Annotated in this window: 12 protein-coding genes; all 12 read right to left on the bottom strand. The window is 53.4% G+C overall.

What is annotated here, in order from left to right; all coding sequences use genetic code 11:
- Nucleotides 1-46: 46 nt before the first annotated feature.
- Nucleotides 47-718 carry a Dps family protein gene (locus ACAW74_RS28190; protein WP_370701574.1) on the bottom strand — a complete coding sequence of 224 codons (672 nt, stop codon included), beginning with the start codon at nt 716-718 and terminating at the stop codon, nt 47-49.
- Between the two features lie 74 nt (nt 719-792).
- Nucleotides 793-1,260: a hypothetical protein gene (locus tag ACAW74_RS28185; RefSeq protein ID WP_129606173.1), complete on the bottom strand. Its 468-nt coding sequence runs from the start codon at nt 1,258-1,260 to the stop codon at nt 793-795.
- Nucleotides 1,261-1,533: 273 nt separating this feature from the next.
- Nucleotides 1,534-1,920 carry a hypothetical protein gene (locus ACAW74_RS28180; RefSeq protein WP_370701573.1) on the bottom strand — a complete coding sequence of 129 codons (387 nt, stop codon included), beginning with the start codon at nt 1,918-1,920 and terminating at the stop codon, nt 1,534-1,536.
- Nucleotides 1,921-2,067: 147 nt separating this feature from the next.
- Entirely contained in the window at nt 2,068-2,643 is a 576-nt protein-coding gene (locus ACAW74_RS28175) for a YceI family protein (RefSeq protein ID WP_129606169.1), read from the bottom strand.
- Nucleotides 2,644-2,652: 9 nt separating this feature from the next.
- Nucleotides 2,653-3,327 (bottom strand): hypothetical protein, encoded by a 675-nt coding sequence (locus ACAW74_RS28170; protein WP_370701572.1) that lies wholly within the window; start codon nt 3,325-3,327, stop codon nt 2,653-2,655.
- A 64-nt stretch (nt 3,328-3,391) separates the two neighbouring features.
- Nucleotides 3,392-3,838, bottom strand: a complete 447-nt coding sequence (locus tag ACAW74_RS28165) for a Rieske (2Fe-2S) protein (protein ID WP_370701571.1) — start codon at nt 3,836-3,838, stop codon at nt 3,392-3,394.
- A 91-nt stretch (nt 3,839-3,929) separates the two neighbouring features.
- Complete coding sequence (locus ACAW74_RS28160; protein ID WP_370701570.1) at nt 3,930-4,376, bottom strand: hypothetical protein; 447 nt, start codon at nt 4,374-4,376, stop codon at nt 3,930-3,932.
- Between the two features lie 181 nt (nt 4,377-4,557).
- Nucleotides 4,558-7,083 carry a DUF5686 family protein gene (locus ACAW74_RS28155; protein ID WP_370701569.1) on the bottom strand — a complete coding sequence of 842 codons (2,526 nt, stop codon included), beginning with the start codon at nt 7,081-7,083 and terminating at the stop codon, nt 4,558-4,560.
- Nucleotides 7,080-7,970, bottom strand: a complete 891-nt coding sequence (locus ACAW74_RS28150) for a sterol desaturase family protein (RefSeq protein ID WP_370701568.1) — start codon at nt 7,968-7,970, stop codon at nt 7,080-7,082. The genes ACAW74_RS28155 and ACAW74_RS28150 overlap by 4 nt, the downstream gene beginning before the upstream one ends.
- A gap of 226 nt (nt 7,971-8,196) precedes the next feature.
- Nucleotides 8,197-10,638 carry a TonB-dependent receptor gene (locus tag ACAW74_RS28145; protein WP_370701567.1) on the bottom strand — a complete coding sequence of 814 codons (2,442 nt, stop codon included), beginning with the start codon at nt 10,636-10,638 and terminating at the stop codon, nt 8,197-8,199.
- A gap of 234 nt (nt 10,639-10,872) precedes the next feature.
- Nucleotides 10,873-12,318, bottom strand: coding sequence for an outer membrane beta-barrel protein (locus ACAW74_RS28140; protein WP_370701566.1), 1,446 nt, complete (start codon nt 12,316-12,318; stop codon nt 10,873-10,875).
- Nucleotides 12,311-12,898: an RNA polymerase sigma factor gene (locus ACAW74_RS28135; protein WP_129606153.1), complete on the bottom strand. Its 588-nt coding sequence runs from the start codon at nt 12,896-12,898 to the stop codon at nt 12,311-12,313. Before ACAW74_RS28135 ends, ACAW74_RS28140 begins: the two co-directional genes overlap by 8 nt.
- Nucleotides 12,899-12,971: the final 73 nt, after the last annotated feature.

Below are 12,971 nucleotides of genomic sequence, written 5' to 3'. Positions count from 1 at the left end.
TAGTGTTCGGCGCAGTTGGCGTAATACCAACTGCACCGAAGGTCAATTACTGCATGTGTACGCGGAACTGCCAGACCTGCTTGTCCAACTCGTAGCTCAGGTCCTGGAACTTGTTCGACGTGACTTCATCGCCGTTTTTAGCCGTGCTTTCCACGCGTGAACGTACCCGTTTGGCAATGGTGAAAATGCGCTCGGTCATGATGTCGAGTACCTGCCGGTCCGACAGGAAACCGCCCGGAAACTTGGGCAAGTTGGCCGTTTCAACGATGGTACTCGTGCGGCCATCGGTTGGGATACCGATCTGCAACTGCCGTTCAGCCAGTAGGTCGGCAAACTTGCGGTACGTGTCGGCGTACTCCTGCAAATTCTCGTGCAGGGGGAAGTAGAGCGGCCCGCGCAGGTTCCAATGCGACTGCTTGGCATCGTGGAAAAGCTCCAGTAGTTCCACTACCGTTGCCTGCAAATCGGCGTGGATAGCCTGCCGCTTCTCCTGCTCCAGCGGAATCCAGGCATCGGCCCGCTCGTTACGGTAATTGCCCAACTGTGAGCCAGACGGTGCACCTGGTTCGGTTGTGGCTCCGGCGCGGGGTTGATTGGTATCAGCCGCCCGGCGGTTCTGCGCCAGCACAGGCTGGGCCATTAGAGCCAGGGCACACAGGCCACCGGCGACATACATTTTCAGTGTGTTACGCGTCTCGACGCTTGACTGAATTTTCATAAAACTGAGTGTTGAAAAATGAAACTGAACTTTAACTGTTTATAAAAAGGTACTCGGTACTCGCAAGGATGGGGCTACCGTGTAGCCGGGGCGACGGACTGTTCAGTACGTAGCTCTTGGTGCATAATCAGCCCGCCCAAACGGCCTACATTAGCCATCAGGCCGAAGGTGACGAGGGATGACAGGAAAATGAGGGCTGGTAACCAAGCCAGTTGGTTAGCCCGTTTCCAGATCAAAGCCAGGAGAGACAGTCCGCCCGTCAGATACATACCGATGTTGGCCCAGTCGGCGGCTTGTTCGTGAGCGTGCAAACGCTGTTTGTCGAGCGCATTAATGGACTCCAGGTAATGCTCGGCACTTTCACCTGTTTGATTGGTAATGGCCGTGGCGATGCTCATCATGACGAAGAGGCCAAATCCGAGCTTGATCACCGTTTCATTGCGTCGAAACAGCCCGTAGCCCAGCACGAGGGTAGCCATTAGGCCACCGATAATAGGTAAATGATTCACCAGCAGGTGCCAGTGTGCTCCATTGATTGTCATAATGGTAAGATTGAATTGGTTGTACAGCAGGGGGTAGGCTCAATAGCCTACACAGGTACGTTCCGCTATCAAGGCGAAAGCCGTAACGGTAAGAACTGGTATAGCTCAACCGATGCCAACGAACGTAGCACGACGGAACAAAGCGCAGGATAAAGCCTCAGCTAAATCGCTGTCTTAGTGGCAAACCAGCATACAGATTGAGTGTTGGGCCTATGCGTACACACACTCACGTCGAAATCGTGAGGACACACTAAGGCCAGGGGCGGCAGGGAGTTACCGTCGGGGGGGATTAATCAACGCGAAGACCGCGAGGAACGAGTACAAGTCGGCCTTACGGAAGAATACCGCAGTAGAAGGCATCAAAACCTGCATCGGATTGGGGGCAGCCAGCCGTAGCGTGGTTGGCGCGTAAACAGGCACCGAATGACCGCTCGACGGTAGGTTGTGGTGACTGTGGTTGGGGTGTTTCTGGTGTTCAGAATCGGCCCCGTAATACATCTTCAGAAAATCAGTGAACGATAGGGTAGAATCGGTTTTCCGGTGTTGCTGATAGTGTTGCACTAAGTCGCCCCAGTGGGCCGACTGGTCAATGCCAAAGCCGGGGAGTAAACTGCCTCCCAGCATCCAGCACGCCAACACAAATGCAACAATTGATTTCATGATTCTCTACTATGTTACAGGACTAACGATTCTTAAAAGACAAAGTTTCGGAATTACAGGCTATTTGTCTAATTTAGAATGATCTAATACCACACTAAAGTTTGTCAGCTTAATGCCTTGACTACCAGTAGTATTATTCGTGCTTTTTTATTGATTTTGCACGGCTGCCTTACTGTAAACTAGCGAGAATTTAAGTATGAATGACTCTTCCGTCGGCACCATCATCAGCGACGGTCTTTCTACATTATACTCACTCATCTTAACTGGAAACTCGCCGGTTGCCACCAACCAATCGCCTTTGTCGGCCCGGATGCCGTCTATGATGACTGGCTTAGTTACGCCGTGAAAGGAAAGATTACCCCGGATGTTGAGCTTATCACCCGCCTGATCAATGCGCGTACTGGTAAATGTAACACGGGGGTATTTGAGGCCCTCTATAACTTCAATGGTGTGCGAATCCCGGTTCGCATTTTGGCTATCGAAGGAGGCAATCTTTGCTGCCACGGCCACGGCCTCGATGCGATCTATCAAGTCGTTGTAAACCAGCACACTTTGCACATCGTGGCTTACGCCATCCCAGGTATGCATGGGGTGGCGCATCGTGTAGGTCATAACGGATTTGGCTTTGTCGGCAATGAGTTTGCGCGGTGTTGTTGGTGCAGTAAAGGCCAGCAGAAACCCGATTCCGGCAGCAAGCAAGGGAGCAAAACTTGAGCGATTCATGTGTGAGCGTCATATTTTAATGGCGATGATTGACAGCGCGAAAGCCCCGAATGTCGTGTAGGCTGCTGCCCGATGATAGGGCTTCAGTTCGGGATGCTGTTGAAGCGAACCGGCCAACACGTTCGTCGCTATCATTCCGGCAATATGCGCCACCGCCAGATACTTGTGCAGTTTGATAGAGCTTAATCCCCGCCGTTCATCCAGCATTTTTGGGGGAGCGGTCAGAGACAGAAGGGCGGTGGTCGTGTATGTAACGTTTACGCCCGTCGCCAACGCACTATGTACATTGAGTAACCGGTTGTACTGATCGCCGGTGGCATTGTACAGCTTGGCTCCAACGATGCCCTGTGCCACAAAACCAGCCAACGTAACAAACCCCATTACCTGATGACCCACCAGCATAGTACGCCGGATTTTTAGCTCTTTGGCCCTGCCTTCCGCCGTGAGCGGAGCCAAATCGGCAACGCGTAGCAATCCTTTTGGCCCCCAGAACACCCGTTGCGTAAAAATCATTTTGTGCGGTAGCAATGGCTGTTCGGTGCTATCGACCAACTCAGCAAGCAGATCGGTCGTTGCCGTGACTGGCGCAGTTGTGTCGGCTGGAGTCGCTGATGATACCTTTTGAGCATCGCTTCGGGTCAGTGCAAAACACCCGATCAGGAGTAATGTGAAAAAGACGCGCATAAATCAGATGGATGGAGGAAAGCGTACAGGGCATCTCTGGGCTGTGGCCAAGAGATGCCCTGCATCAAGAAATAGTCAGGACGTTATCAGACTGGGCAACTTTATACACCGTTAGGCCACGGTTCCCGTTAGCGTTGAGACCCTTGCCCGACAGGTCGAAGAGGGCACCGTGGGCTGTGCAGTAGAACTCATTGTTTCGGAGTTGAACCTGCCGCTGACCCTCATGGCTGCACACGACCGTAGCCGCAACGTACCCCTGCGTTGTGTTAGCTACCACAATGTTGTTGGTAACGACGTACCCACCGACGTTCTTAAGGGCGGCATTAGCCGCACTGGTGAGATCAACCGTTACCGGACTGTTTAGCGGTGTGGGGGTTACGTTGGCACCCGCACTACACGAGGTGAGCGACTGCCCGGCGCAGTAAGCAGCCATCAGGGCTGCCCCCTGAAAGCCTAATTGGCGAAGAAAATCATGACGGCTCAGCGCGTCGGTCTTGGTTACTTGTGACATACAGATAGCGTTTAAGCGGAATACGCCTTTTCTGCCTGATACCGCTGCCTGCTGCGTCAAATTTTCTTCATTTTTTCAGAGCCGGGTAAGCTCACTGCGCTTTGCGGCCAGTGATCCAGTCGTGGTATACCGTGCCGGTTGCCGGGTCGGTTTGCTGTTCATCAATACTGAGTGTGGTGCCATTGGCTGTACCGATCTTCTGGCTGCTCAAATACATATCGTAGCCACTGCCATTGGCCTGCAAGCGTACTGATCCGATAACTGAAGTCTGATCACTATAGCCCGTTGCTTTGATTGTTTGCGTCAGGAAAATCACGGCGGCTGAATCGCGCCGGGCAACTATTGTGCCCGACAGCGTGTTCGTGCCAGCCGTGTAGGGCAGGTTGTACTCGTACAGTTTGACCCCTGCCGAATCGCTTCGGACATAGGTAAGTGGGTACGTACCGGCAACCGTAGCGGCTGGATCAGGCAATACATCTTGTTTCTTGGCACAAGCAGACAACAAGAGTATGGCAAACAAAAGAAGTGCGTATTTCATAAGTTGTGCTGAGTTTGCGAAAGGAAATCCTTCCCAAACCTTTACGAGTAATCGATCCGCATTCGTTGCCTGGGCGCACCTGTTTTTTGCTGAAAATCGACTCGACCGTTTACCTATACTGGACACTAATCGGATCGGCTCATTGCCTCAACTCAGCTTGTACATACAAATCGTACCCAAGTCAGAACTGAAGTTTGAGGCCGGTATAAATGCCAAATCGGGTACTACGGGCCGCGTCTGCACCGTCGAGGTAATTAAGCCGCCAAATGGCATCAATGGAGAAGAGGTTTAGGATGTTCTCAATGCCTACGCCCGCTTCCGCGTAGGGTTCGGAGCCGGTAGTGCGGAAGGTGTTGATCTTGTTGAAATCGCGGTTGGCCCCGCTTAGGCTGCCCCAGAACAGGTTAGCCGTTACCCGCTCCCGAAGGCTGAGTTTGTTGAGTAGCGGTATCCGGTCCAGGATCAACCCGCCCAGCGAATAGCGCGTAAGCAGGCTCACGTAGCGGTCGGCGGCAAATTCGTAGGGACTCATGCCGTAAAAGGCGTACTTATCGGCCACGTAGTTTGGATTGCCGCGCGGGATATGTAGCAGCAGTAGCGGAACCGTGCCCAGAACAACGCCACCCGTCAGGTTATAATAAAACGAACCTTTGAGCGGGGCGGGCATCTCTTGAGTCAGGCTGGTGCTTAGTCTCCAGTAATCGAAATAAGTGTTTCGGTAAAGGGGCAGGCCTGCCGCTGCGTGAAACTGCCAGACCGGGAAACGGGTGTACAGCCGCAACTTATCATAGTTCACAAGGGCGGTTCGCTCGTTACGGGCATACCGAAACGTAACCCCCGCTTCTGAATTATAGAGCGTATTCAGCAACGACACCGATGAGCCGGCCACATTGACGGTCTCGTCAGATGGCGCGTAACTGAACTTAAACGTAGGGGTCATCGACCCATAGCTGTAGTACGTCTTCACCGACCACAGCGGACTAAGGTCCCGTTCGTGCGCAAAGCGTACCTGACGCAAGAAATTCTGGTATACCGGGATCGGTTTGCGGAGGGCCAGCGTGAACAGGTTGTCGTTGTCCAGCATGTCGTCATTAGCCGTCAGTGCATCGTAGTCATTCTTTAGCGTCAGTTCATACTTCTGGTAAGGGCTTCGATTGGGTACGTACTTGATACCAACCGTTTCTTTGAACCGACGGTCGCGGGTGCCATAGGCTACGTACCCCCACAAGCACCAACGCGGGTCGAAACCCTCCATTGTCCAGATGCCCGTCCGAATGCGTAACCCTTCGGTTAGGTTGGAGCTAAACAGGGAACTGTATGGACCGAACCGAATCTTGTTACGAACATCCCAGTAACCGGTGGTTATAAAAGCCGCCATCCGGGTTGTATTGCGAAACTGCCGGTTGTTCTTAAGCGAATCAACCGCCTGATAGATAGCCCGCTCCCGGATGGTCAGCGGACTGAGCCGGTAGGCATCCGTAAATGTCGCGGCTGAGGGCGTGGTTTGTTCGGCGAGGGCGAAGTTGGTGGCCGTAACGCCTTCTGGATTGACCCGGTAATTGCCATACACGCTTGTGCTCTGGATAGTGACTGTGCGGCTCGTCGAGTCAATGCGGGTAGGCAATCCCAATAGCCCAAGCCCGTTTTCAAACCCGTAGCGAAGCGCGTTTTTAGTCAACACCCAGACGGTTCCGCGCTCTGAATCGTCAATGGGCAGGTACGTCTGTTGAATAGAAAGGGAACGGATAAAATTGAGGTTCGCCCCAGCATTGGTGCGAATGTTCACCTCCCGGATGGCGTAAGACCCATCCTCAATCAGCATACTGCCTACGAATCCGTTCTCGGTGGCACTACGGGGCCGAAAGGTTAATCGGTAGCTGTATTTCCCGGCATCAATCAGCGTATCGGGTTTGTCAAACTGATATACAGCAAGACCGATATCCGACACGGGGCCAACAAAGGACGTTTTCTGGATCGGGATAATACCGTCGTATGGATTAACCGGTTCATTGAATCGGTCAAGTCGTTGTCCTATTTCATCCGTTTGCAGCCCCAGATTTTGCTCAGAAACCAAGTAAGCCGCGTCACTTTGTGGGGAGCGGATGTGGTATTCTTTCCGGTAATGTTCGCGGAAAAAGATAGGAAGCGAGGTACGTGCTGACGAATCGTTTTGAAACTGCTGATACACCTTTAACATGGTAGTGAGCAGCTTACGTTTCTGGTTGGCCGAGAGGTTCTCTATGTCCACCTCCGTGCGAAGGTAATTGGTACGCGTCCAGCGGGTCAGCCGTTGTGGGTCGTTGGTTCGCTTGTTAGCTATAACCTTCTTCATCAGAGCCTTGCCCGGATCGCGATAGCCCGTCACCACCACCTCGTCTAACTGACCCGTTACTGTTCGCATGTTGATAAGTAGGGGTTTAGTAGGTTGGGCAGCAATTGGTACCGTAACCGGTTCATACCCTACTTCAGAAAGCAGCAACGTGTCGGGTAGTTGCTTGATAGACAGGGGTAGTAGCCCGTTTTCGTCGGCGGTATTGCCGTTGCGTCCGCGTTTCAGATAGCCGCTGACAAAGGAGACCGGCTTGCCCGTTCCTGTTTCAGTGATGCGTACGATTAGGGTGACCGCGCTGGGTGCAGTTGTCTGCGCCCAGGTAAAACCCGGCCAGAAAATCCAGCTTATCAGGCAGCACCAAAGGATGTTTTTCATGCGTCAATGTTGGTTATACCGGCCATCGAATGTGCCGAAGCAGGCTGCGAAAAGGGAATACTGTCGGGTGACTTTGGCGTAGGTCGTCCTTGAAAGGGCTGCATGAGCAGGTGACCGAACGATACGCCCTCCACTGGCTCGTTGACGGTATCCAGCCCAAACACAATCTGTTCGGCCCGCATCCGGCGGAAGGTGCTGAACAATCGGTCCCAGATGCTCAGTACATCGCCATAGTTGCTATCGGTGTAGGGCTGCTTTTCGTGATGATGCACGTGATGCATGTTGGGCGTCACCAGCACCCAGCTTAGTACTCGGTCGAGCTGTTCGGGCAAGCGGAGGTGTGCATGAGCCGCCACGTTCGAGACGATCTGAATGAACTGCCGAGCCATAAGTGCCCAAAACGTAATGCCACTGATGAACACCCAAACCGTCAGGAAGGCAAGCCGGATGGCCGTTTCACCGGGGTGTTCCCGCAGGACCGTCGATACGTCCATTGCCGGGTCGGCGTGGTGAACGGCGTGAAACCGCCATAGGTAGCCGTACCGGTGCATGAATACGTGGTAAGTGTATTCCAGCAGATCAAGCAGCAGAAACGACAGCGCGAAATCTAACACAGGGTGTTGGTCTACCGGTAGGAGACGTACCAGGCCCCTATGGTGATGGGCTGTCCGGTTAAGCGTATTTAGCAGCGCATAGCAAAAGAAAAGTTGGACGATAGCCCCGGTGAAAACAAACGTAGCATTGGTCAGGGCATGGTGCCAGGAACGGCCAGTCGCTACGAGCGATTTGGCATGTTCTAACCACCAGAAGAAGGCGATGGATACAGTCAGCAACAGCACCCGGTGTACATCAGGTACGTTGGCAAAATAGCGGATCAGCGATTGCATTGAATTGGGGCTTGGCCTCCGCAAAGGTGGAAAGCGTTTCTGTGGGCAATCTGAACTTGAGCCAGGGCCTCAAGCCTGTTTGCCTTCCCAATTGCATACGGGCAAAATGCCCTCAACCGCTGCCTTCATCAAGGATAAAACTGACACCAAAAAAACGGGGGCTGTCTTCACCATCCGGCATTTGCCGGTGGATAAAGACAGCCCCGCTTGAGCAATGGGGTGCCGCTTAGCTGCTAAAATCAACGTCGGGGCGTTCGAGTTTGCGCCCATTGCGCCGGGAGGTTGCGCCCGGTCGGCCCAACGGCATCTGGAGCGTCACTTTGTAGAACCGCACTTCGCGCCGGTTCATCGACGATTGAAAGATGGTCGGCTGTTCGTAGGTAGTAATAAACCGGCGTGAATTAAACACGTCGTTGACGGAAAAGACTACGCTGGCCCGGTTCTGCATAAAACTCTTGCGGAGGGCCGCGTCCATCGAGTTGACTGCTTGCCGATAGCCCTGTAGCGACACGCCCCGGCTGTCGCGAAAAGCACCTACCTGCGCCGTGATGTTGGCGGGGAACCGGTACGTCAGATTCAGCTTGGCATTGTACACCCACAATTGATTCTGGAGTGTTTCCGACTGAATAGTAAAGTTGCGCAGGTTCAGGTTACCGATCAGGCTTAACCGACGACCCAGATCGAGCTTGAGCGTTTGGTCAAGCCCGTATTGGATATCGGCTTTCACATTGATGAACGTCGTAACCAGGATCGTTGAATCAGTCGCTGAGGGCTGCGTAAATGGTTTGATCGTGTGGTCTTCGTAGATGTAGTAAGCCGTCGCCAGCCATTGCAGTGACCCCTTCGTGTGCGTGTAGGTCAGTTCGGCGGTGTTGACAAACTCAGGCCGCACGGCTGGATTACCAATGGTAATGTTCTGCCGATCATTCGCCTGGATACCAACGAATACGTGTCGGAAGTTGGGACGACCCACCTTACGACTGAGGCTCAGGCCTAATTCGGAAGTCTCACTAAGTTTTTTGGTCGCCGAGAAGGAGGGAAAAAATGACTGAAAGAGATTTTGCCCCGTTCTGGATGGGTAATCGTAGCCAAAACGGGTGCCATCAAAGCGCGAGAGGCCGTGCAAACTCGATTGTTCCAGTCGCAGACCTGCTTGGATAGTAATGCCACTCCGAAGCGTTCGGGTGTAGAGGGCGTAGGCGGCATTGACCGTTTCCCGGATGTCGGCGTTTTGGGAGTAGGTAGGTAAAAGGGCATACGTGCTGTTGCCCTCAAGCAACTGATTAAAAAAGTACTGGGTATCACGATTATAGGTGAAGCTACGTACCCCAAACTCCCACTTGGCCGAATCGCTCAGGGGGTGGACGTAATCCAACTGAACCAAGTATTGATTCCCGATGGTGCGTCCGTCGATGCGGTCTCGTTCGGGGTACGTAGGCTGACTCGTTCCGTCCGCGTTGAAGGAAGTGGTTAGCCAATTGGCCGCGTTCGATACCCGGTTTCGAGTCAACGAGGTCATGAGGATAAGCTCTTGTCCTTTGCGGGCAAAGCTGTGCTTCCAGTCAAACTCGGCCCCCAGGTTCGTAAAATTGTTCTGTGGGTCAAGGTCACGACTCCCGTAGCCGGTGCGGTTGCCAGCCCCATCCCGGTACGTGTACTGCTGGGCCGAGACGGTGTTGAATGCCCCGCTCGCCAATGTACCGGCCAGCGAAAAAACGTTTCGTTTGTCGGCTGCATAGTCTATCGCCACGCGGCTGTTCTGGAACCGGTTGTTCAGGTTGATCAGCGTGTTCTGGTCGAAATAACTGGTCGGCACTCCCGAACCAGCCAGCCGATTAACGCGGTTCACATAGCCGGTTAGGGGATTCTGCGTAGCGTTCAGACTGTAAAGACCCGTCACGTTCCACTTGCCTTCGTGCCAGTCGATGTTAGCCGTAGCATCGTATCGGTGGTTGTTGCCAACCCCGACACTGACCATTCCATTGTATCCCGGCTCCCGGTTTCTTTTCAAAACAAGGTTGACGATCCCGCCCGATGTGGAGGCATCGTACCGGGCAGAAGGATTTGTAATCAACTCCACCGACTCAATCTGGTTGGCCGGAATCTGGGCCAGGGTCAATTGAGTGGGTTTGCCGTTGACGTAGATGGTCGTAGCCAGGCCGCGCAGACTGGGATTGCCGCCTTCATCCAGATTGATCGAAGGAACGTTACGTAGCAGCGATTCGGCGGTCCCGCCCAAACTGGTGAGATTCTTGCCAACGTTGAACACCCGCTTTTCGGCATTCATGGTCAGGTCGGCTTTCTCGCCCATCACTTTCACCTCATTCAACAAATGAGCATCAGCGAGAAGAGTAACCGTACCCAAATCGGCCCGCCCCGGCGTACCCGACAGTACCACCCGCTGACGAACAGCCTGGTAGCCCATGAAGGAAACGTTGGCCCACACCGGCGAAGAGGGCAGGTTAGTCACGACGAAACGGCCCGACGTGTCAGTCTGACTACCACCCAGCAAGGTGCTGTCGTGACCATTTTTTTGCCAGACAGCCACAGAAGCAAAAGGCATTGGCTGCCGGGTGCTGGCATCTACTACTTGTCCGGTGAGCTGCGCCCAAGCCGGGCAATGTGGTAGTACAAATGCGCTGAGTAGGAGTAAAGAACGAGTATTCATCAGAAACGGCATTTAGAAGGGCCAGATCAACCGGGTTGACCGCGCCAAGATGCCACAAAGGTTCTGCTGAAATCTGAAGCAAATCTGACACCTACGCACAAACGTAACGGGCTGTGCGCTGACCAGTCAAGATAACCAAGCCGAATGGCTTGCTTTACCCATCAAGAAGCCTGTTTTGATGCGTGAGTACCTACTGTAGTTTCGTGCTACAGATAGTTTTCTCATTGGATCAGCTCACTTGAACAGATCCAGCCAGACCGATGCTTTGATGCCCACTTTGCTGCCCGCCGGGGTGTTAACGATGCTTCGGAAATCGTAGAGGTAGTACGGGCTTAACTGAGCCGAGATGCGCGGACGTCGATACTGTACCCCAGCCCCAAACATGAAGTTGTGGAAGAAGCGCGGTTGAGCATCCACCTCAAACGAATGATACTGTTCGTTCCCCTGATAATAACTTTCGTAACGTACTTGTTGATAAGCGGCTATGTCGAAACTGGTTCCGGTCTGAAAAAGCAGCGACCAATTTCGGCGCAGGGGTACGTAGTACTTTAGGTTCACAGGTAAGCTAACCAACGAGGTACGTACCGAAATATCCTTAATCTGATCGTACTGGGCTGGCAAGAAGGCACGGTACTTCTCTATAAACTCCGCCCCCGTTGCCGCGTTGAAATCCCTTAGTTCTTTGTGTTCTTCGAGTTGTAACTGCGAAGCCTGCACACCCACGGACAGGCCAAGATTTTCAGTTGGGAAGAACTCAATGGCCGGTCCAACGCCCACGCCATCCAACGTGGCTCCCGTTTCAATGCCAATGCGAGGCTGTAACGACGACAACCGGAACGGCGGACGGCTTTCCTTGGCCGGTTCTGACGCCGAAGGGATGACTTCCGGTTTAGCCGGTTTCTGAGTCACTGAATCGACTTTGGTCAACGTGGATCTGCCGTTCAGGGTTTGGTTTGAATCAACGGGAATGGCCGCTGTGGCTTCGGTAATAACCCGGTTCGCCGAATCAACTATGGACCCCTTGGTAGGCGATGGTAGAATTTGACGCGCCTGATTGCTGGAGATTACATCACCTGAGCCTGGCTTGTCTGGCCTGCTTCCGCTGGTATTACTCCAGCTTGGTTGATCCCGTTTGTCTGTGTCGCTGGTCGTTGGATGGGGAGCCGCCAAGGGTTTTGACTCTTCTAAAATACCACCTGACCGTGCGCTATCAGCTTCCCGTTCAGACCGACTCTGCCGGCGATTAGCTGGGTCGTTGCTTGAACGTACCTGATTGCTTTCCTGATTCCCGCTAATCTGCACGTTAGCCTCCCGTTCACGTATGTAGCGATGCTCAACCACCGTGCGCTGTACAACATATACCGTATCTACCCGGTGGGTGGACACTGCCGGTGCTGCCGGTGCTGACGGAGCGGGAGTTAGGTTAACCGATTCGGTGCGTACAGGCAGCGTTTTGGTTAGCTGCTTAATCACCAGCTGATTCGTGTTTAGCGTGTAGAGGGTGGTCATCCAGCCCGTCAGCATCAAGGCACTGAGTACCCAGCCACCGTAGGGTAGTAAGCTGGCCCAAAAGCCCAAAGGCAGGCGTTTCCGAAAGCGGCTCCAGGCACTTGGCTGATAGCCCGGCCTGACCGATTCCAGATTTTGTTTCATCAGTCGGTCGAAACGTTCGTTAGACATAGTTTCGTCGGTTTACTGAACGTGTAGTGGTCCAATCCATAAGCAATTCCTGTAGTTTCTGGCGCGCTTTAGCCAGATTTGAGCGCGATGTTCCTTCGTGAATTCCCAGCATCTGGGCAATTTCGGGATGGGAATACCCATCCACTATGTGCAATGAAAAAACGGTACGGTAAGCAGGCGGTAACTGCTGAACCACCGCCATAATTTCGTCGGCGGCCATTTGTTCGAGCAGGTTGTCAGACTCCCCCACGTCATAGGCTTCGTCGATGTCCGTATAGGTCAACGGGGATTTGTTGCGCCGGTAGTGGTCAATGGCCGAATGCACCATGACCGTCCGAAACCAGGCATCAAACGGCTGCTCCGGGTCGTAATACGCTATCTTGTTGAGCACCCGCAGAAAGCCATCATCGAACATCTCCTCGGCTTCCTCCCGGCTACCCGCGTAACGCAGACAGATACTCACGCCGAAGCTGTAGTAAGCCTCAAACAACTGCTTCTGAGCCGCCGGTTTTTCGCGACGACAACCGTCAAGAATGTCGGGCAGAGCGAGGTTTTTACTTCGTCGAAATAGCACAGGCATCAGGGGATTACTAACCGTAGTATCCTACGGAACTATCGCCAGCCGCCGTTGCCTCCGAAAAAAATAAATTTTC

The sequence above is a fragment of the Fibrella musci genome, from assembly GCF_041321105.1.
GTDB classification, from domain to species: domain Bacteria; phylum Bacteroidota; class Bacteroidia; order Cytophagales; family Spirosomataceae; genus Fibrella; species Fibrella musci.
The sequence above is the reverse complement of the archived record's forward strand: the minus strand, read 5'-3'. Positions and strand labels throughout refer to the sequence as shown.

Bases quoted from the DNA above. Each gene is read 5' to 3' on its own strand.
- ACAW74_RS28190 (WP_370701574.1), bottom strand. From the start codon at position 718: ATGAAAATTCAGTCAAGCGTCGAGACGCGTAACACACTGAAAATGTAT.
- ACAW74_RS28185 (WP_129606173.1), bottom strand. From the start codon at position 1,260: ATGACAATCAATGGAGCACACTGGCACCTGCTGGTGAATCATTTACCT.
- ACAW74_RS28180 (WP_370701573.1), bottom strand. From the start codon at position 1,920: ATGAAATCAATTGTTGCATTTGTGTTGGCGTGCTGGATGCTGGGAGGC.
- ACAW74_RS28175 (WP_129606169.1), bottom strand. From the start codon at position 2,643: ATGAATCGCTCAAGTTTTGCTCCCTTGCTTGCTGCCGGAATCGGGTTT.
- ACAW74_RS28170 (WP_370701572.1), bottom strand. From the start codon at position 3,327: ATGCGCGTCTTTTTCACATTACTCCTGATCGGGTGTTTTGCACTGACC.
- ACAW74_RS28165 (WP_370701571.1), bottom strand. From the start codon at position 3,838: ATGTCACAAGTAACCAAGACCGACGCGCTGAGCCGTCATGATTTTCTT.
- ACAW74_RS28160 (WP_370701570.1), bottom strand. From the start codon at position 4,376: ATGAAATACGCACTTCTTTTGTTTGCCATACTCTTGTTGTCTGCTTGT.
- ACAW74_RS28155 (WP_370701569.1), bottom strand. From the start codon at position 7,083: ATGAAAAACATCCTTTGGTGCTGCCTGATAAGCTGGATTTTCTGGCCG.
- ACAW74_RS28150 (WP_370701568.1), bottom strand. From the start codon at position 7,970: ATGCAATCGCTGATCCGCTATTTTGCCAACGTACCTGATGTACACCGG.
- ACAW74_RS28145 (WP_370701567.1), bottom strand. From the start codon at position 10,638: ATGAATACTCGTTCTTTACTCCTACTCAGCGCATTTGTACTACCACAT.
- ACAW74_RS28140 (WP_370701566.1), bottom strand. From the start codon at position 12,318: ATGTCTAACGAACGTTTCGACCGACTGATGAAACAAAATCTGGAATCG.
- ACAW74_RS28135 (WP_129606153.1), bottom strand. From the start codon at position 12,898: ATGCCTGTGCTATTTCGACGAAGTAAAAACCTCGCTCTGCCCGACATT.